The following is a 19,456-nucleotide window of genomic DNA, read 5'->3' on the forward strand; positions in this document are numbered from 1 at the left end:
TCGGGCGGCGTCACCGCGCCTTGGCGGTGGCCTTCCTGTTGGCATTCTTGATGGCGTCGACCAGCTCCTGCTTGGTCATCTTCGACCGGCCGCGGATGCCGAGCCTGGCGGCCACGCCCTGCAGGTGCTCCTTGCTGGCGTTGGCGTCCACGCCCTCGGCCGTGCGACCGGAGCGGTCCGTCGCGCCCTTGTCGGAAGGGCCCTTCTTCGACTTCGGCTCCCAGTGGTCGCCGACCTTCTCGAAGGAGTGCTTCAACGCCGCGAACGCGGTCATATGGGCGCGCCGACCCTCGCCGTACTGTTCCACGGCATTGTCGTGCGCCTTGATCCACGTGTTCTGCGCCTTCTTCGGCGAACGCTTGATGGTCGACGGCAGCTCTTCGACGGCGGGCATGCCGATTCACCTCCTACAGCGGTGGTTCGTCGTAGTGGCGGCGGTCCTCGTACACGGTGGTCCTGCGGGTTTCAGGCTCCTCGTAGATCTCATGGCGGTGCACAGGCTCGTCGATCGGGCCGACCGCCCTGCGGGTGACGCTGATCCGGTAGAGCCCGAACCCGAGTCCGACCAGGCCCCCGAGCATGAGGATGACCCCCACCACGTTGATGTCGAGGCCGGCGAGATCGAATTCGACGGCCCAGGTGAGGATCGCGCCGAGCATGATGAGGATGATGCTTCCGGCGATGGTCATCAGATTTACCTCCTTGACACGAAGGAACCTCTATCCACATGTCGAAAAACAAACCAGTCGTGGTGATCGGGCTCATGGGCTCGGGCAAGACGACGGCCGGCGTGCTGATCGCGGAGGCGCTGGGCCTGGACTTCAGTGACAGCGACCCGTTCCTCAAGGCGAAGTACGGCGGCAGCGCCGCACAGATCGCCGCCCGCGAGGGCGCCGACACCCTGCACCGGTACGAGGCCGAGCACGTGCTCCACGAGCTGGCCGGGGAGCCCCGGGTCATCGCGGCGGCCGCAAGCACGATCGAGGATCCCCTGGTGCGGGCGGCGCTGCGCGCGGCGTTCGTGGTCTGGGTGGACGCCTCCGACGAGGTGCTGGCCGAGCGGATGAAATCCAGCGACCATCGCCCCGACTTCGACCCCGCGGCCATGCGGGCCCGCCGCGAGCCCTACTTCCGCGAGGTGGCCGACCTGGTGTGCGACGTCGGTGTCATGCGGCCCGAGCAGGTCCGGGACACGGTGCTGCGGGAGCTGGGCCGGCCCGCTCCCCGCGATCCGGCATAATGATCACCACGCGTGGGTCCCCCGAGACACGCGGGGGGACCTGTGGTGTCATTCCGGACAACCAACCACCCGCGCCATGCATCTAAGCATCAGTGATGATGGTGCCCGGCGATCCCGAAAGGCTTGGCGGCTACTGGCTGGCGGCCCGCCTCGGCGCGGGCGGACGCGGCGTGGTCTACGACGCCTACGACGACGAGGGCCGCAGGTACGCGGTCACGGTCCCGCGCGGCGAGGTGGCCGGGCGGCGCCGGTTCGAGCGCGTGACCTGCCCGCATCTGGCCGAGGTGGTGGCCGTCGGAGCCGACGAGGGCGTGCCCTACGTGGTGAGCGAGTACGTCGACGGGCCCGACCTGCGGCGGGCGGTCGAGCTGCACGGACCGTACAAGGGGGACGATCTGGTCGCGCTCGCGGGCGCGCTGGCCGCCGCGCTGCGGGCGCTGCACGAGGCCGGGCTGACGCATCGCGGGCTGAACCCGGAGAGCGTGCTGCTGGCCGCCGGCGGCCCCAAGGTGATCGAGCTGGGCCTGCCCGCCGCCGGATCGGTGGACGGCACGTTCACGTACCTGGCCCCCGAAGTGCTGACCGGCCAGGAGGCCGGAGCGGCGGCCGACGTGTTCGCGTGGGGCGCGGTGGTGCTGTTCGCGGCCACCGGCCGGGACCCGTTCCGCGGGGAGAGCCTCGGCGGGGTCATGCACCGGGTGCTGGCCGTGGACCCCGACCTGAGCGGCCTGCCCGACCCGCTGCTGGAATTGGTCGGGCGCGCGCTGGCCAAGGATCCCGCGCACCGGCCCGCGGCCGGCGAGCTGAGGATCGAGAACACGGCCGGGCTGCGGCCGCCGGAGGGGCACGCGGGGCCGCGCTCGCTCGGCGAGGTGGCCGAGGAGGCGTACCTGGCGCTCACCCCCCGTCAGCAGGAGGAGGTGCCCGGGCTGCTGCTGCGCCTGCTGGACGGCGACAGCCCGCACGACGAGGGCGCCGTGCTCGCCCCGCTGTTGAACGCCGGCCTGCTGGTACGCCGCAGCGTACGCGTGCCGCCGGCCGAGACCCCGGTCGGCAAGCTGGTGGCCGTCAGCGACGGCCGGGTGGCGCCGGCCAGCGCCGCGCTGTACCGCGCCTGGCCCCGGCTACGTGGCTGGGTGGCGGACGAGCGCGAGAGCATGCGGGCTCACCGGGCCATCCGCGAGGCGGCCAGGCACTGGTCGGAGCACCGGCGTGACCGGAGCCGCCTCCTGCGCGGCGAGCAGCTGGACACGGCGCTCGGCTGGGCCGCGACCAAGCGCCGCCACCTGCGGCTCAACCAGCTCGAACGCGACTTCATCAACGACAGCGTGACCCTGTCCAAGCAGCGCAGGAAGGTGCTGTGGCCGTCGCTGGCGGCGCTGGGCGCGGTGCTGGCCGTCGCCGTGTCGATGTCGGTGGTCACCGTGCAGGGCCAGAACGAGCTGCGCGAGCAGCTCGTCGAGGCCAACGCGCGGGCGGTGGCGGCGCGGGCGGAGGCGTTGCGGACGTCCGACCCGCGGACGGCGATGCGCCTGAGCGTGGCCGCCTGGCGGCTGTCGCCGGTGTTCGAGGCGCGGGCCGCTCTCCAGGCCTCGCTCGTGCAACCGGAGCTGGGCGTGTTCACCGATCCCGCGCCCGACTCGCGGGCCCGGTACCTCTTGCGCGGCGACGAGCTGGTCAAAGGGGACGCCGACGCGGTCACCGTGTGGAACGTCGCGGACGGGCGGCGGGTGGCCTCGTACGGGCTGCCGCCGGGCAACGCGGCGCTCAGCGACGACGGGCGTTTCGCGGAGGGGGTCGACGGCCGGCCGTTCGAGGTGGCGACGGGGCGGACGCCGGCCGCGGGCGTGTACGCGATCAGCCGGGGCGACAGGACCAGGGTGTACCGGGGCGGCCAGGTACTCTTCGAGGTCTCCGGCCGCAAGGTGGCCCTGGCTTCGGACGGGGCCCGGGCGGCGATCTCCCGGCTGGACGGGCGGGTGGAGCTGTGGGACCTGGCGCGCCGGAGGAAGACGGCGACCGTCACGGTCCGGCCGCCGCGCGCTCCGGCCGCCGCCGCGCCGTCGCTGGCGTTCGACCCGGGCGGGACCGTGCTGGCCGTGGCGGGACGCAACGGGGTCACGCTGGTGGACCCGGAGAAGGCGGCGGCCGGCGAGCTCGACCCCGCCGCACCGGACGGCCGGAAGCCCCGCCAGACCGATCGCGCCGCCGAGCGCGGGGAAGCGAACGATCCGCGGCGGACCGGGCGGACCCGCGAGCTGGAGACGTCCGCTGCCCGCCCCGCCGGGAACGCCGGCACCGAGCAACTCTCGGCCGCGCCCCACGGAACCTCGTCGGACGTCCCCGTCTTCAGCCCCGACGGCCGCCTGCTCGCCCTGCCCGGCTCGGGCGAGGTACGCGTCTGGAACGTGGCCGAACGGCGCCTCGCGGGCTCCTACCCGCTCAAGGACCCCCAGCCCGGCCTGTCCTTCTCCGCCGACGGGCGCTCGTTGCGCTACCTGAGCGGCACCGGCTCGGTCGTCTCGCTCGACGTGTCCGGCCTCCCCACGCCCGCCGACGAGCACGAGGTCGCCGCCTTCTCCGGCAACGGCCGGTTCGCGGCCAAGGAGGTCGGCGACGCGACCGAGCTCACCGACACGGAGGGGCACAGGAAACTGGGCAGGATCGCCGCGGCCGGCGACCTCGCCTTCAACGTGGGCGGCAGCCTGCTGGCCGTCGCCGGCGACCCGGTGACCGTGTGGGAGGTGGCCGGAAGCAGGCTGGTGGCCACCATCGACGCGGGCGGCGACGTGCTGGCCGTGGCGCTCTCCCCCGACGGCGACCTGCTGGCCACCACGCGCGGCAGCACCTTGGAGACGTGGGACGTACGCGCGGGGCGGCGCGTCCGGACGTACGCGGGCGCGGGCGACCTGGCGCTGGCCTTCAGCCCGGACGGCGCCACGCTCGCCGCCGGCGCCCACCTGCTCGACCTGCGCACCGGCAGGGTCACGCCACTCGACCTGCGCACCGGCGCAGCGGCGGACGCTCCGGTGCCGACCGCGCTCGCCTTCTCCCCCGACGGGCGCACGCTGGCGTTCGGGCTGGACGGCGGCCGGGTGCTGCTCTGGGACCTGGACGGGCGCGGGCGCCTGGGCACGATCGAGACGGGCACGTCGGCGGTGGACGAACTGCGCTTCTCACCGGGGGGCGACCTGCTGGCCATCGACGCCGGCCGCACGTCGCTGTGGGACGTGCGCACGCTGCGGGAGGTCGGCCAGGTCGCCTCGTGGGCCGCCGGGCTGGCCTTCAGCCAGGACGGCAAGCGGCTGCGCGGCGTGGCGCTGGACGGCACCGTGCGCGAGAGCCCGGTCGATCCGGTGCTGACGGCCAAGGAGGTGTGCGCCCGTGCGGGCGGGTCGCTGAGCAGGGCGGAGTGGTCCCGGCTGATCCCGGAGAGCGGCTATCGGGACGTGTGCTGACGGGCGGCGACAAGTCGGCGACCAGAGGACGGAAAGCGGCCGCGCCCATGCTGTCGGCATGCGAACCGTACAGATCCCGGCCGTCTCGCCCCGCAAGGAGAGCGACCGCGAGCCGGACCTCACCTCGATGTACGTCATCCACCGCGCCATGCTCGCCGACCTGCGGCGGCTCACCGACCTCCTCGGCGGCACCACCCCTCTCCAGCCCGCCAGGGACGAGGCGGTACGCGAGTACACGGCCCTGCTGCTGACCGAGGTGCACCATCACCACGCCAACGAGGACGACGTGCTCTGGCCGATCATCGAACGGACCGCGAGCCAGGCCGTGGACCTCGCCCCCTACACCGACGACCACCAGGCGCTCGCCCCCGTGCTCGACCGCTGCCACACCGGCCTCCACGGCGACCGCCGGCAACTCGGCCGGGCACTCGCCGACCTGCTCGACCTCCTCGACGATCACATCGCCGAGGAGGAGTCCAGGCTGTTCCCGATCATCAGCAGGTTCGTGCCCTACGAGGCGTACGCCTGGGCGGAGAAGCAGGTCGCCAGGCGGGCGTCTCTCGGGCAGCTGACCTTCACCGCGCCGTGGCTGATCCGTTACGCCACCCCCGAGGAGGCCGCCAGGCTGCTGGCGGGCGCGGGTGCGCCTCTGCGGCTCCTGGTCGCCCTGACCAAGGGGCGGTACGCCCGGCGCGAGCGCGTGGTCTTCGGCTAGCTGTCCGGGTACGTCTTGACCACCTTGCCCTGGAGGTTGGCGACCAGGTATCCCCCTCGGCCGTAGTCGTCCGAGGCGTAGACGAGCAGCACCTGGCCCGGGGTCACGAAGGCGTTGTCGTTCTCCACGATCACGTAGTGCGTCGTGGGCTCAGGAACGCCCAGGTCTTTGTCCGCCTTCTTGATGAGCGCGGGAAGAGCGTTCCAGTTGAACTTGTCCAGGTCCACCAGAGGGCCGTCCACCTCGCGGCCCTTTCCGGAATGGGTGACGGCGCCGTCGCGGTAGGCGTACATGTCGTAGAGGCTCTTGTCGTTCTTGAGCGGCGCCTCTATGGAGGCGTAGGTCGGGTAGACCGTCATCCCGACGACCTTGCTGCCGCCTATGGCCGCCTTCACCTTGGTGATCATGGCTTTCATGCCGGCGGGCGTCAGGAGGTTCTCGGGCTGAGGGCTCTCCGTTTCCGTCTCGGCCGGGGTCTCGGTGTCGGTGGTCGCGGTGGGGGTGTCGTCCGCCGCCAGCGGCTGGTTGGTGCCGGTGGGCTCGGTGTTGGCGGTGGTCGTGGGCGGGAGGAACCGCCACACCAGCACGCCGGCCACCACGACCGCCGCGATCGACACCGCGCCGACCGCGTTGCGGGCGGCGCGGCGGGGGCGGTGCGAGCGCACCGTGCCCACCTGCGAGATCGGCGCCGCACCCCACGCGGGCTGCTTCGACGCCGCATGGCCGTAGCCGGGCGGCTTGGTGTGCCCGGACATGGGCGGCGCCATCCCGGCGGGTCCGGACATGGGCGGCGCCATCCCGGCAGGTCCGGACATGGGCGGCGCCATCCCGGGAGGCCCGGGAGGCCCCGCATGACCGGCGAGCGGCACCGGCGCCGGATGCCCCTTCCCGGCGAACCCGTGACCAGCGGCTCCCTGGTCAGGAAAGCCGGGGCCGGGGCCGGTGGCCGCGGCCAGCATGCGGTCCAGGGTTTCGGGGTCGGGCCGGGCCGCCGGGTCGCGCTGGAGCAGGGCGTAGAGCACGGGAGCGAGCGCCCCGGCCCGCTCCGGCGGCGGCACGTCCTGGTTGAGCACGGCCGCCAGCGTCGCCAGCGTGGTGCTCCTGCGGAGCGGATGCCGCCCCTCCACCGCCACGTACAGCAGCATGCCCAGCGACCACAGGTCGGAGGCCGGGTCGCCTTCGTGACCGTTGATGCGTTCGGGCGCCATGTACTCGGGCGAGCCGATGAACGACCCGGTGGCCGTCAGGCTGGTGGACTCGCGTACCGCCGCGATGCCGAAGTCGGTGAGCACCGACCGGCCGTCCTCGCGCAGGAGAACGTTGGCGGGTTTGACGTCGCGGTGCTGGATGCCGACGGCGTGCGCGGCCCGCAGGGCGGACAGGACCTCGCGGCCGAGCCTGGCCGTCTCGGCCGGCGTCATCGGCCCGCGCTGCAGGCGGTCCTGGAGCGAGCCGCCGGTGACCAGCTCCATGACGATCCACGGGTAGTCGTGCTCGCCGGGGTCGACGATGTGGTGGATGGTGGCCACGTGCGGGTGGTTCAGGCGGGCGAGCGCCCGGGCCTCGCGCAGCACCCTGGCCCGCAGCTCCCGGGCCCGGGTCGGGTCGTGCTCGTCCATGGAGGAGTCCGGCGGGCGTACCTCCTTGAGCGCGACCTCGCGGTGCAGGGCCACGTCCCGGGCGCGCCACACCAGGCCCATGCCCCCGCCACCAAGCCGCTCCACAAGCTCGAAGCGGCCGTCGATCACCCGTCTGTGCATGCAGAGCAGCGTAGGGCCGAGCCGCTGTCCCCGTCATCTGCACGGATATGTCCGCCGTGTGCTTGCGCGGAGTGCGACCCCGAGTCAATGCGGAAGGCGGCGTTCCCCGTCGGGCCGGTCGCCGAGTGCGGCGCGGGCCGCGTCGATCCACGGCCGCACCCCCGCCCGCTCGGCCACCGCCAGCGCCTCCCGGTAGTGGGACTCCGCGGGCCGGCCCAGGTAGGCGGCCAGGTCGCCGAGGACCTGGGCCGTCGGCCACACGGCCAGGTACCCGGTGCTGCCCACCGGCTCGGCCGAGAGCGGCAGCAGCCTCTCGTACGCCTCCTCGACGCGCACCCGGTCGTCGATCGCGACCCCGAGCAGCCCTCGCACGGCCGTCAGCATGTGCCAGAAATAGTCGGCCCGGATCCGCGACAGCCGGCCGGCGACCACGGCCCGCGCCTCCTCCACCCGCCCGGCGTGGCAGAGAGCCAGCGCGTACAGCTCCAGGCACTGCTCCTGCCACGGCCCCTGGGTGGCGAAGAGCACCAGGTCGGGCAGCATCGGTGTCGGGTCGCCGCGCATCAGGTGCATGCCGTACAGCGCGAGCATCAGCAACCCCACCTCGTGCTGCCACATCCCGAGACGCCCCGACAGCTCGGCGGCGGCCCGCCAGCGGGATTCGGCCTCCCCGTGGTCGGCTGCCAGGGCGGCACGCAACCCGTCGTAGAAGCCCGCGACCGCCTGGGCGAGCGGCAGGTCGTACAGCTCGGCCAGGTGGTGGACCCTGGCGGCCTCCCGGTCGGCGACGTCGAACCGGGCCCGGTTGATGGCGGCCTGCATGAGCGTGAGACGGCCGAGCACCTCGACCGTCACGTCGCCGTCCGCCAGCCTCACTAGCTCGGCGCCGATCTCCGCGCGCTCGTCCTGCCCCCCGTACCGGAAGGACTGGTGGATACGGCCGTTGAGCGCCAGCACGAGCAGGTCGCGGTCGCCGAGGCGGCGGGCCATCGCGACGGCCTCCCGCGAGGCGAGGTAGCCGCGCTCGGTCTCCTCCCCCTCCAGCTCGAACGCCAGCGTGGTCAGCAGCCGGCAGCGGGTCCCGCCGTCCTCTGGCGGGAGCTCGGCCAGCGCGCCCTCGACGGCGTCGATCAGGTCGGTGTCGAGCGTGCCGTACTCCCTGTTGCTCCAGAACGTCGGCACGTCGAACGAGACGATCACCCTGGCGAGCAGATCGGGGTCGCCGAGCGGGAGCGCGTCGCGGATCGCGCGCTCCCTGTGGGTGCGGGCCCTGACCAGTTGCCCGGTGTTGGCCAGCGCCGCCACCAGCGACAGCGTGAGCTCCAGCCGTTCGCGCGGGTTGCCGTCGAAGGCGTCCAGCGCCTGCTGCCACAGCGCGGCGGCCTCGTGGTGGGCGAAGCGGCGCTCGGCCTGTTCGGCGGCGAGCCTGGCGTACCGGACGACCTTGGCCGGGTCGGCGGCCGCGGCGGCGTAGTGGTGGGCGAGCGCGGCCACGTCGCCCGGGGCGTGCTCCTCGATGGCCCTGGCCACGCGCAGGTGCAGGCGGGCGCGGCGGATGCGGGACAGGTCGTCGTAGAGGGTGTCGCGGATGAGCACGTGCGCGAACCTCAGCCGCCCCGCCTCGGGCTCGGTGAGCAGCCCGGTGACCAGGCCCGACTCGATGGCGGCCAGCACTGCCTCCTCGTCGGCACCGCTGACGGCGGTCAGCACGTCCACGTCGCTCTCGCGACCGATGACCGCGCCGTGCCGCAGGATGGTCTGCGCCTGCGCGGGCAGCCTGGCGACGCGGCGGCGCAGCACGTCACGTACGCCCGCCGGGATGCTGTCCGCGCCTTCGGCGTCGAGCAGCCGGGCGCTCTCCTTGACGAAGAACGGGTTGCCGCCGGTCCGCTCGGCGATCTCCGCGACCGTCTCCGGCGCGACCCGGCGGCCACAGGTCACGGTGATCAACTCCCCGACCTCGGGCGCGGGCAGGCCGTCGAGCCGTACGCGGACTGGTTCGCGGGCGGCGATGGCGGCCAAGGCGTCGGCGAGGTGCTCGTTCGGCTCGGTGTGCCGGTAGCTGCCCACGACCAGGACCGGCAGCCCGGCGCATTCGCCGATCACGTGTGTGAGGATCGCCAGGGTCTCGGCGTCGGCCCGGTGCAGGTCGTCGAGCACGAGCAGCAGCGGCCGCCCGATCGAGGTGACGAACGCGCTGACCGCCCGATGCAGCCGGAACCTGGCCCCCGGCACGTCCCCGCGCACCGGGACGTCCACCAGCAAGGGCGCGAGCGCCTCGGGCTCGGCGGGCGGGAAGCCGGCGGCCAGTTCTCTGAGCAGTTCGGCCCACGCCCAGCCGGGCGGGGCGCCCTCGTACTCGGGACAGCGGCCCCATCCGACGGTCCAGCCGCGTTCCGTCAGGCGGGCGCGTAGCTGCTCGATGAAGGCCGTCTTGCCCGCGCCCGGCTCGCCGCTCACCAGCACGACGCCGCCCTTGAGCGCGGTCACCTCCGCGAGCTCGGCGCGCCTGCCGACGTACGGCTGGTCGACGGCGACGGCCCTGGCGACCGGTGCGGGCGGCGGCGCGGCCTCGCTCAGGTGGGCGGCCTGCGCCAGGATGTCCTCCTCCAGCCGCCGCAGCTCGGGCCCGGGATCGACGCCGAGTTCCTCGACCAGGTGCGCGCGGGCCCGGCGCAGCGCGCCCAGCGCCTCGCCCTGCCGCCCGCACCGGTAGAGCGCCCTGGCCAGCAGCGCCCACGCCGCCTCGCGCAGCGGGTGCTCACCGGCGAGCCGCTCCAGATCCGGTACGGCCCGCGCCGCCCGGCCCAGCCTGATGACCGCGTCCGCATGCCGCTCGATCGTGGACAGCCGCAGCTCCTCCAGCCGCGACGCCTCGGCGTCGGCCCAGTGGGCGCCCGCGAACTCCTGGTACGCCGGCCCGTGCCACAACCCCAGCGCCTCGGCCAGCCGCTCGTGGGTGGCGGCCGGGTCGCTCACCATGCTCTCGAACCGCCAGGCGTCCACGGCGTCGGCCGCCAGGCGCAGTGCGTACCCGGGCGGCTGGGTCACCAGCACGCCGGCCGGGGACCGCGGTGATCTGTCCGGTTCGAGGGCGCGGCGGAGGTTGGACACGTACGACTGGACGGCGGCCAGCGCCTTGGGCGGGACCTCGTCGGCGTACAGGTCGTCGATGAGCCGGTCCACCGGGACGGCCTGCCCGCCGGCGGCCAGCAGGCGGGCGAGGACCGAACGCTGCCGGGGCCGGCCCAGCCCGACCGGCTCGCCGTCGAGGTGAGCGGCGAGCGGCCCGAGCACGCTGAAGGTCAGCACGATGCTGACACGGTACGCCAGCCGCCGCTCACTCCCCTAGATCGCTCAGCCTTCCGATGAGGGCCGTCCGGGAGGCGATCCCGAGCTTGGTGTAGATGTGGCTGAGGTGGTATTCGACCGTCTTGACGCTCAGCACCAGCTTGCGCGCCGCCTGCCGGTTGGTCAGCCCCTTGCTGATCAGCACCGCCACCGTGTGCTCCTGCGGCGTCAGCCCCAGCCGTGCGGTGTCCTGGGGCCGCAGCACCGCCCGCCCGCTCGCGGCCAGTTCGAGATCGCACTGCTCCAGGTACGGCAGCGCTCCCAGCCTCGACAGCGTGAGCTGGGCGGCCTCGAGCTGCTCTGCCGCCGCCGACCGCCGTCCCCTGCGGCGCAGGAACGTTCCGTACGCGAGCTGGATCCTGGCCTCCTCGAACGGCATGTCGATCTTGGCGGAGTGCCCGAGCGCCCCCTGGTAGAGGCTCTCCGCCTCGGCCGGCTCATGCCTGGCCGCCAGCAGGCCGGCTCTGGCGCGGGCGGCCGCGGCCAGGACGCTGCGGCGCTCCCTGCTCAGGGCCAGCAGCTCGCACGGCACCAGGACCTCCTCGGCCTCCGCCGGCCTGCCCGTGTTGACCAGGGCGTCGGCCAGGAGCGTGCGCCAGAGCACGACAGCCGGCTCGTCCGGCAGGTTCGCCCTGGTCAGCGGCATGAGCGCGGTGATGACCGCCTCGTGGTCGCCCCTGGCGGTCGCCGTCAGCGCGTCGGCGCCGGCCGTACTGACCTGGGCCGGGACGTTGTCGGGGTGGCACGCGGCGCGGGCGGCGCGTACGTGGGCGAGCGCCCGGTCCCACTCGCCGCGGGCGGCGGGCACCAGGGCGGCCACCGCGTGGGCGTAGCTCGCCAGCCACACCTGGCCGAGGTCGTCGGCGATGGACGCGCCGATCTCGGCGTGCGCGGCCGCCTCGTCCCACCGGCCGAGCCGGTACTCGACCTGCGCCAGCGTGCTCGCCACCAGCATCTGGAACGGCGCCTCGCCGTCGGCGCCGGCCGCCAGCACACCGAGGAGGTCGTCGTGCGCCCCGGCCAGATCATCGGCCCACAGCCGCAGCGTCCCCCTTCCGAGCAGCGCGTCGAGCTCGCCGGGCGCCCCTTGCGCGGGCGCGGGCAACTCGCCGCACAACGCCAGCCCTTCGTCCACCCGTCCCGCCAACCCGAGCCCTGCGAGCCGAGCGAACCGCACCAACCCACCGCCGCCGGCGGCGGCCTGCGCACTCGCGTCCGGGCGCGACGTCCGGGGTGCCGGGGGCCCGGTGGTCGCGGCGCGTTCCGCCCAGCGCACCGCCGCCGGCCCGTCTCCATGGATCAAGGACGCCAGCGCCTGGCGGCTCGCGATGCCCGCGGCCAGCCGCGGGTCCCCGGATGCGTGGGACCAGGCGTTGCCGAGCTGCCGGCCGGCCTCCTCCAGCCGCCCGGACACCAGCGCCACCGACCCCAGCGCGTAGTCACGGACCGCGGGATCGCCCCCGGGCGCCACCTGCGCGGCCATAGCGCCCGCGTCCGCCGGGCGGCCGGCGGCGAGGAGAGCCTCCACCGCCTCTGCGATGAGCCGGTCCCGGGCGGCCCCTTCCCCCGTGAGCTGTACGGCCCTGGTCAGGCAGCCGCACGCGCTGGACCACCGCCCGGCCGCCGCCTGCCGCCGGCCGATCCTGGCCACCTCCCGCACCAGCTCCTCGTCCACCTGGTCGGCCGCCGCGAGCCGGTGCTGCAGCCGGTGTACGACGTCGTCCACCAGGTCGGCGGCCAGCAGGTGCAGCCGTCGCCGCGTGGCCGGGCCGAGGTCGTGGTAGATGGCGGCCCTGACCAGCGGGTTCGGGAAGCCGACCGAGACCCCGGCGCCGGTGCGCCATTCGGCGAGCAGCCCGGCGCCGGCGACCTGCTCCAGCGCGGGCAGCGGCTCGGCCAGCTCCGCCATGCGGGCCACGAGGTGCAGCGGCGCGGAGGTGCCGAGCACGGCGGCCGCGGTCAGCAGCCGCTGCGCCGCGTCCTCGCACCGGCCGAGCCGGTCGAGCACCAGCGTGGTGTACGCGCGCGGCGCCGGCAGCGGAGCGTCCACGTCGGCCAGGGTCTCGGCGCGTACCTGCTGGAGCAGCGCGCGGGCGTGCAGCGGGACGCCCTTGGTGTGCTCGTGCAGCCGCTCGGCGGCCTGCGGCGTCAGCCGCACGGGTCCCAGCCGGGCGCTGAGCGCCTGCAGCTCGCGGGCGTTCAGCCCGCTGAGCGGCAGCCGGAGCGCGACGCTGCTGCGCAGCAGCCGTCGCAGCCCGTCGGGCAGCCGGGGATCGTCGCTCTCCCTCGCGATGAGGAGGGCGAGCACCCGATCGGTACGCAGCCGCCGCAGCGCGAACGTCAACGCGTGCAGCGACGGCAGATCCGCCCACCCGGCTCCGTCGACGGCGATGACGACCGGCGCGACACGCTGCAGCTGACCGAGCAGCTCCAGCAGCGCGGCCCCGACCATCAGCGGATCGGGCTGTGTGGCCGCGCCAGGACCGGGCAGCCGGGCCAGCACCTCGGGCAGCGGCTGGGCCTGCGCCCCGAGCTGCCCCAGCACGCCGTACGGCAGCCCGGCCTCCCCTTCCTCCCCGCTCACGTCCAGCACGATCGCGTTCTCGATCGCGGACAGGAACTCCCCGGCCAGCGCGGTCTTGCCGATGCCCGCCGGCCCTTCCAGCACCACGAGACCCGACCGGCCCTCGCAGGCGCGGCCGAGCTGGGCGTGGAGCACCGCCAGTTCCCGGCAGCGGCCGACGAACTGTTCGTCCCGGGAGCGCTCGGGTCCGTTGCGAAGGGCGCGGGCTGTCATGGACTCACCCCCTGGCCCATTCATGGTGGGCCTTGGCCCGGCGACCGTCCAGTCTCCGTCTGACCCGAGTCAGCTCTTCCGGTCATTAGGGAGTCGCCCCGGGGTTATCCCCAGGGCGTTCCCTGATGCTCACTGCAGAACGCGTTCATAGCGTCCAGCGTGATGAATGCCCTCGAACCGGGAGAACATCATGCCGTCCTACATCGCAGAGGAGCAGCGCGGGACGGAGGCGCGGATCCTCAACGTGCTCTTCCCAAGATCCTCCAGGGCCTCCAGCTGACCCATCAGGCGGCCGGCCAGTTCGGCGCGCGCCCGCGGCAGCTGCCCATGGGCCCGCGGGTGGAGCACCGGCCCATGGACCACCTCGAGACCTACGCCGACCGGTCCTTCATGGACGTCGCCTCCGTGCTCATGCCCGTCGTCCAGGCCATCACGCCGCCGCTGGTGGAGCAGTTGCTCTCGTTCGGACCGCCCAAGGCGGACACCGACCAGAACGAGGAGGACCGCTTCGCCCAGTTCGTGCCGCAACTCGCCGGCACGATCACGCCCATCGTCGTGCAGGTGCTGCCGGGTCTGCTCCAGACCATGCACGGCGCCCGCGCCCAGCATCCCGTACGCGTCACCGACCACGAGCTCAACCAGCGCTACTTCGGCCCCATCCTGCAGGCCGCGCTGCCGGCGATCGTCACGGCGCTGCCCGATCTGCTGGCCATCGTGCACGGCGACCAGCGCGCGCCGATCCGCTACGAGCGGATGCCCGGCCGCGGCCCGCTGCAGCTCATCAGGATCGGCAGGAATGACCTCGTCAACGCGCACCGCCTGCGCGACGGCGACGTCGTCCACCTGGCCGAGACCCCCGCCCCGCCGGGCACCACGGAGATCCGGATCAGTATGGCGCCCCACGCCCAGTGGTGGAAGGGCGTCGAGGTCACCGACGACGGCGACCGGCGGATCTGCCTCGTCGAGACCGAGGGCGAGACGTACGCGAGCTTCGACTCCAGGTCCCTGCAGACCGGCGGCCACATCGTGTTGTGGAAGGCCCAGCTGTTCGGCGTCCGCACCCCGATGTACGTCATCCCGGCCGGCGACCTGTCGCCGGACGCCAAGTGCTTCACCTTCCACTGGGCCGCGGACTGATGGCCGGGCCCACGCTGCGACTGGGCAGCACAGGAGAAGACGTCAGGCGGCTTCAGGAGCTGCTGCGCGCCCGGGGCTACCGCGTGCCGGCCGACGGGTACTTCGGCCCGTCCACCTACGGCGCCCTGTACCACCTGCAGCAACGCGAGGGCCTCCCGGCCGACGGCGTGGCCGGCCCCACCATCTGGCGGGCGCTCGGGGAAGTGCGGGAGCGGCCAAGGCCCGCCGAGGCGCCCCCGGGCGAGCAGGCCGAGTGGACCTTCATGGTCTACATGGCAGGCAACAACAACCTGTCCGACGCGGCGGGCCGCGACCTGGCGGAGCTGCGAGCGGTCCCGTCGTCCGACGGGGTACGCGTGACGGCCTTCGTCAAGCAGCAGGACGCCGGCGGCCGCGCCAGGCACATGGAGATCGGCCTGGGCGGCGCCCCCGACCTGATCGAGGAACTGCCGGGGAGAACGGACTCCGGCGATCCCCAGACGCTCGTCGACTTCGTCCGCTGGGCCGCCCGGCGCGCGCCCGCCCGGCGGTACGCGCTGGTGATCTGGAACCACGGCGGCGGCTGGACCCCAGACGACCTCGACCAGCTCTACATCCAGGTCAGGGGCCGACGGGTCAGGCGCGACGTCGAGAGCGGCTACGTCCGGCGGACCGCGCGCATGGCCGTGGCCGACGAGGAGCCGGCCTTCTCGGAGCTGGCCAGGCTGACGGAGACCCCGGAGATCACCAAGGCGGTGTTCACGAAGTCGCTGGAAGAGGTGCTGAAGCTGCCCGGCGCGCAGGACCGCGCCATCGCCAGTGACGACGGCACGCTGCACTCACTGGACACCATCGAGCTGCGTCACGTCATGGAGCGGCTCCACGACGACCTCGGCCGGCCGATCGACCTGCTGGGCATGGACGCCTGTCTGATGAGCAACCTCGAGGTCTGCTACGAGATCCGCGAGCACGCCGGCACGGTGGTGGGCTCGGAGGAGCTGGAGCCGAACGAGGGCTGGCCGTACACCGAGATCGTCTCCGCCCTGGCGGCGAATCCGCGCATGGACGCCAGGGAGCTCGGGCGGATCATCGTCGAGCAGTACGCCGACTCCTACCGCGGCACCCGCCAGACCGTCACCCAGTGCGCGGTCGACGCGACGCGGATCGGGGAGTTCATGCGGGAGTTCCAGACGCTGGCGGGCGGCCTGCGGCAGCAGGTGCTCACCAACCGGTCCGTCGTGGACAGCGTCCAGTCGGTCGCCACCCGGTTCCATCTCGACCGGTCCCTGATCGACCTGCGTACGCTCTGCCTGGCGCTGGTCGCGGACTCGCGTACCGATCCGACGCTGGCCTCGGTGGCCGACAAGCTGCTGGCCATCCACAGCCCGGGCGGATTCGTGATCCAGGAGGCCCACCAGGGCCAGAAGGTGGAGGACTGCGGCGGGCTGAGCGCGTACTTCCCGATGGAGCGCACGATCTCGGGCTACTACGCGGACCTCCAGATCGCCCAGCACACCGAGTGGGAGGAGTTCCTCAGAGAGTACGCGAGCGCGCGTACCATCAAGCGATAGGAGCCACATGCCGGCCATCGGCCGGCGGCGCTGGGGCTATTGCGGCCCGGGACCGGCCGCAATAGCCCCTACCTTTGAGCCATGGATCCCCTCATCAGCCGGAGGGCGCTCAACCGGGCCACGCTCGACCGGCAACTCCTGCTGCGCCGCACGGACATGGGCGTTGTGGACGTCGTGGAGCATCTCGGCGGCCTGCAGGCGCAGACCCCGCACACCTGGTACACCGGCCTGTGGAACCGCATCGCCGGCTTCGATCCGGCCCACGCCGCCGACCTGCTGCAGTCGCGGGCGCTCGTCCGCATCGCCCTGCAGCGCTCCACCATCCACCTGGTCAGCGCCCGCGACTGCCTGGCCATGCGGCCACTGCTGCAGGTGGTCACCGAGCGCGGGACGCGGACGACCTACGGCAAGCGGCTGGCCGGGGTGGACTTGGACGAGCTGGCGGCGGCCGGGCGGGCGCTGCTGGAGGCGCGGCCCATGACGTTCGCCGAGCTGGGGCGGGCGCTGGCCGAGCGGTGGCCGTCGAACGACCCGCACGCGCTCGGCCAGGGGGTGCGGTGGCTGGTTCCGCTGGTGCAGGTGCCGCCGCGCGGGCTGTGGGGCAGGAGCGGGCCGGTCGCGCACACGAGCGCGGAGTCCTGGCTGGGATTCGAGGCTCCGCCGATGACGCCCGCCGAGCTGGTGCTGCGCTACCTGGCGGCGTTCGGCCCCGCGTCGGTGATGGACGTGCAGACGTGGTCGGGGCTGACCCGGCTGGGTGAGGTGGTGGAGTCACTGGACCTGGTGCGGTTCAGGGACGAGACGGGCCGGATCCTGTACGACCTGCCGGACGCCCCGAGGCCGGCCGACGACGTGCCGGCCCCGGTGCGGCTGATGTACGACTTCGACAACCTGTTCCTGTCGCACGCCGACCGCTCCAGGGTCATCACCGAGACCGGGCTGGCGGCGCTGCGGGGCTTCATGGGCACCAACGTGCCACCGCGCACGATCCTGGTGGACGGCTTCACGGCCGGCGACTGGACGGTGACGCGCGCCAAGGGAGTGTCGACGCTCGGCATCCACCAGTGGGAGCCGATCCGGGTGCTGGACGAGGTGGAGAAGGAGGGGCTGCGGCTGCTGGAGTTCCTGGCGCCGGGCGACCGGCACGAGATCGCGGTCTTCGACAGCCCCTCCAAACCCTGACCAGAGCCTGACTCAGGCGGCGGAGCTCTGGGCGTTCAGCTCGGCCTGCCGCTGGACCTCCTGGATCTGCTCATCGGAGACGACCAGGCTGCCGAACTGCCGGACCGCCTGATAGTAGGTCCAGGCGAGCCCGTCACAGGTGGACTTGGAGACTCCTGAGTATCGGGCGCACACTTGGCGCATATCGAAGTAGAACGCGTCGTCGATACGTGACTTGTTCGCCGGGAATTGGTTGACGGCCTTGTAATTGCGGTACCCGAAATCGTGCCGGCGGCACGACATGCGGAAATCGAAGCCGAGCGGCTGGTCGGGACTGCTCGAACACAGGTCGGTCGACCAGTCGAAGGCGTAGTCGGCCCAGGACGCCTGGTTCTCCCAGGCGGCGCGCCAGGAACCGGCGCTGGCGGCGGTGGGCTGGCTGAATCCGGAGAGTGCGGCGAGTTTCTGCTCGAGGGTCACCGCGTGGGCGGGTAACGCGAACCCGAGTACGGCGCCGAGGGAGAGGGCGAGCATGACGAGGGAGCGTCTGACCATGAGGAACCTGCTTCTCTGCTCGGGAGCGGGTGTGTGTCATGGCAAGGTTCACCTGACGCCCTCACGATGAAGCGAAAAGCGGGAAAACGCAGAAGCAGATTGTGCTCAATTTTTCGGCGGCCTTCACCGAGCGTCGCCCTTTACAAAGAGCCGATTTTCTGTCAGCGACCGAGTCAATGCGTGCCCCTGCCCTCGGCCTCGTGCCGTCGAGGATCTCAGCGAGCAAGAAGGCCGCCGCGGCGGCGCGGCCCGCGCCGCCGCGGCGCCTGCCCCGCGACGAACCTTCGCCCGAACGTCCGCCGCCCGTAACCGGCTTTACCCCCAAACAGCGCCGCACGTCACCCTGAATGTCGTAACCTGCCGCAATGCTCGATCAACTTCTCGACGAACTCTTCCAGGCCGCGGACGATCGGGACCCCGCCCGCTTCTTCGCCGTCCTGCCGCGGCTGTACGCCGCCGCCCAAACCGCCGAGCAGCCGGCGTTGTCGGCCGCACTGGCGCGGGTCGGAGATCTCTTCGAGCGGGTCCCGCTGAGGATCGGCGCCCGCCTGGGCGTGCTCTGCGGCGCGCTGGCCGAGCTCGGCGGCGATCCGGCGCCGGTGGCCGAGCCCCTGGTGAACGAGCTCAGCGACGTCCTGGAATTGGCCGGCGGGTTCGCCGCGGCGTGGCGGACGGCCACGGGCGAGGAGCCGCCGGAGCCCGTGGACGACGACCACGCGTGGACGGAGGCCACGGCCGATCGCCTGACGGCCGGGCCGCTCACCCGGGAGCAGGCGATCGAGCTGACCGACGCGTGGTCGCTCGCGCACCTGCGCGCCCTGCCCGTCATGTCGATCCTGCAACTGTCGCCGCGGGTCAGAGCCGCGCTGCCGGGCCGCGAGCGACTGATCGCGGCGCTCGGGACGGTGCTCGACGAGCGTCCCGACCTGGAGTTCCTCGCCGGGCTGCTGCGGGTGCTCGACGACGAGCGGCTGATCGTCCTGCACCGCGAGAGCGGACGCGGCTACGAGGTCGTGATCGGCGGGATCGGCGACAACTTCCAGCTGCACACGCTGCTGGCCGACGCGCTCAGCGGTCCGGAGGCCGACGGGCTGCTCGACGGGGTCCGGCCGGACCCGGACTGGGTGCGGTCCGCCACGGACGGGCCCGTGGATCCCGGCGCGCCGCCGGTGCGCGGCCAGTTCAACCTGGTGGACGCGAACGGCAAGTGGATCTGGAACGAGGGCCGCCCTGCCGACATCCCCCGCCTGGACGGGGCGCGGGTCGTCGTCCTCGACCCTCCGCCGTACGAGCGGTCGTGGAGCCCGGGCCGGATGTACCCGATGATGCGGCCCGCCGTGCGCCTGCGGCGGGTCCTGCCCGCCGAGGAGGCCGCGGAGTGGCTGGCCAAGGTCGTGCCTGAGGGCGGCGCCGGGCGGTGACTTTACGGCTGCGCCGTCCTGGGGAAGGGTTGAAGGTAGGGAGGTGGTCGTCATGGAGTACAAGCAGTGGAACATTCAGATCTGGATCAGCGAGGACGATGACGACGCCCTGACCACGGCCACGGCGGTGCTGTTCACACCGGACGGCAAGCGGCACGAGAGCGTGGCGCACGCCCGCCGCAACCCGCACGACCGGCCCGTGCCCGGGATCGGGGACGAGCTGGCCGCCGGGCGGGCGTTGTCCAACCTCGCGGCGAAACTGATCGAGGACGGCGCGAAGGACGTCGCCGATTTGGCCAGTACGGCCTGAG

14 protein-coding genes are annotated in these 19,456 nt (G+C 73.1%); 8 read left to right on the forward strand and 6 right to left on the reverse strand.

All coding sequences use genetic code 11. The features are described from left to right. Window positions 1–10: 10 nt before the first annotated feature. Together ACIBX3_RS53670 and ACIBX3_RS53675 are read right to left on the reverse strand one after the other, a co-directional pair. A complete protein-coding gene (locus ACIBX3_RS53670) occupies window positions 11–394 on the reverse strand; it encodes a ChaB family protein (protein WP_397128532.1) in 384 nt (127 codons plus the stop codon). A gap of 13 nt (window positions 395–407) precedes the next feature. Further along, the gene (locus tag ACIBX3_RS53675) at window positions 408–689 is read right to left on the reverse strand and encodes a hypothetical protein (protein WP_397128533.1); all 282 of its coding nucleotides are present in this window, start codon (window positions 687–689) and stop codon (window positions 408–410) included. A gap of 38 nt (window positions 690–727) precedes the next feature. Between ACIBX3_RS53675 and ACIBX3_RS53680 the strand changes: the two genes are divergently transcribed. From ACIBX3_RS53680 to ACIBX3_RS53690, 3 genes are all read left to right on the forward strand, one after another. Then, window positions 728–1,240 carry a shikimate kinase gene (locus tag ACIBX3_RS53680; RefSeq protein WP_397128534.1) on the forward strand — a complete coding sequence of 171 codons (513 nt, stop codon included), beginning with the start codon at window positions 728–730 and terminating at the stop codon, window positions 1,238–1,240. 95 nt (window positions 1,241–1,335) lie between these two features. Further along, complete coding sequence (locus ACIBX3_RS53685; protein ID WP_397128535.1) at window positions 1,336–4,698, forward strand: protein kinase; 3,363 nt, start codon at window positions 1,336–1,338, stop codon at window positions 4,696–4,698. A 58-nt stretch (window positions 4,699–4,756) separates the two neighbouring features. Beyond that, entirely contained in the window at window positions 4,757–5,413 is a 657-nt protein-coding gene (locus ACIBX3_RS53690; RefSeq protein ID WP_397128536.1) for a hemerythrin domain-containing protein, read from the forward strand. Here the strand turns inward: ACIBX3_RS53690 and ACIBX3_RS53695 are convergent. From ACIBX3_RS53695 to ACIBX3_RS53705, 3 genes are all read right to left on the reverse strand, one after another. Next, window positions 5,410–7,173 (reverse strand): protein kinase, encoded by a 1,764-nt coding sequence (locus ACIBX3_RS53695; RefSeq protein WP_397128538.1) that lies wholly within the window; start codon window positions 7,171–7,173, stop codon window positions 5,410–5,412. The two genes, ACIBX3_RS53690 and ACIBX3_RS53695, sit on opposite strands and share 4 nt — an antisense overlap. Before the next feature lie 84 nt (window positions 7,174–7,257). Then, window positions 7,258–10,485 (reverse strand): BTAD domain-containing putative transcriptional regulator, encoded by a 3,228-nt coding sequence (locus ACIBX3_RS53700; RefSeq protein WP_397128539.1) that lies wholly within the window; start codon window positions 10,483–10,485, stop codon window positions 7,258–7,260. 28 nt (window positions 10,486–10,513) lie between these two features. After that, window positions 10,514–13,321: an AAA family ATPase gene (locus ACIBX3_RS53705; protein ID WP_397128540.1), complete on the reverse strand. Its 2,808-nt coding sequence runs from the start codon at window positions 13,319–13,321 to the stop codon at window positions 10,514–10,516. 354 nt (window positions 13,322–13,675) lie between these two features. Here ACIBX3_RS53705 and ACIBX3_RS53710 point away from each other — a divergent pair, with 354 nt between their 5' ends. The 3 genes from ACIBX3_RS53710 to ACIBX3_RS53720 all read left to right on the forward strand — a co-directional run bounded on the left by ACIBX3_RS53710 (window position 13,676) and on the right by ACIBX3_RS53720 (window position 17,190). Further along, window positions 13,676–14,458, forward strand: a complete 783-nt coding sequence (locus ACIBX3_RS53710) for a hypothetical protein (protein WP_397128541.1) — start codon at window positions 13,676–13,678, stop codon at window positions 14,456–14,458. Then, complete coding sequence (locus ACIBX3_RS53715) at window positions 14,428–16,008, forward strand: clostripain-related cysteine peptidase (protein ID WP_397128542.1); 1,581 nt, start codon at window positions 14,428–14,430, stop codon at window positions 16,006–16,008. The genes ACIBX3_RS53710 and ACIBX3_RS53715 overlap by 31 nt, the downstream gene beginning before the upstream one ends. Before the next feature lie 81 nt (window positions 16,009–16,089). After that, window positions 16,090–17,190, forward strand: a complete 1,101-nt coding sequence (locus ACIBX3_RS53720; RefSeq protein WP_397128543.1) for a winged helix DNA-binding domain-containing protein — start codon at window positions 16,090–16,092, stop codon at window positions 17,188–17,190. 12 nt (window positions 17,191–17,202) lie between these two features. Here ACIBX3_RS53720 and ACIBX3_RS53725 read toward each other — a convergent pair whose 3' ends face one another. Continuing rightward, window positions 17,203–17,724, reverse strand: coding sequence for a phospholipase (locus ACIBX3_RS53725; RefSeq protein WP_397128544.1), 522 nt, complete (start codon window positions 17,722–17,724; stop codon window positions 17,203–17,205). 365 nt (window positions 17,725–18,089) lie between these two features. Between ACIBX3_RS53725 and ACIBX3_RS53730 the strand changes: the two genes are divergently transcribed. Both ACIBX3_RS53730 and ACIBX3_RS53735 read left to right on the forward strand, forming a co-directional pair. Further along, window positions 18,090–19,145, forward strand: coding sequence for a hypothetical protein (locus tag ACIBX3_RS53730; protein ID WP_397128545.1), 1,056 nt, complete (start codon window positions 18,090–18,092; stop codon window positions 19,143–19,145). 52 nt (window positions 19,146–19,197) lie between these two features. Continuing rightward, window positions 19,198–19,455 carry a DUF1876 domain-containing protein gene (locus tag ACIBX3_RS53735; RefSeq protein ID WP_397128546.1) on the forward strand — a complete coding sequence of 86 codons (258 nt, stop codon included), beginning with the start codon at window positions 19,198–19,200 and terminating at the stop codon, window positions 19,453–19,455. Window position 19,456: the final 1 nt, after the last annotated feature.

Source organism: Nonomuraea sp. NPDC049480 (assembly GCF_044465905.1).
Classification (GTDB): domain Bacteria; phylum Actinomycetota; class Actinomycetes; order Streptosporangiales; family Streptosporangiaceae; genus Nonomuraea.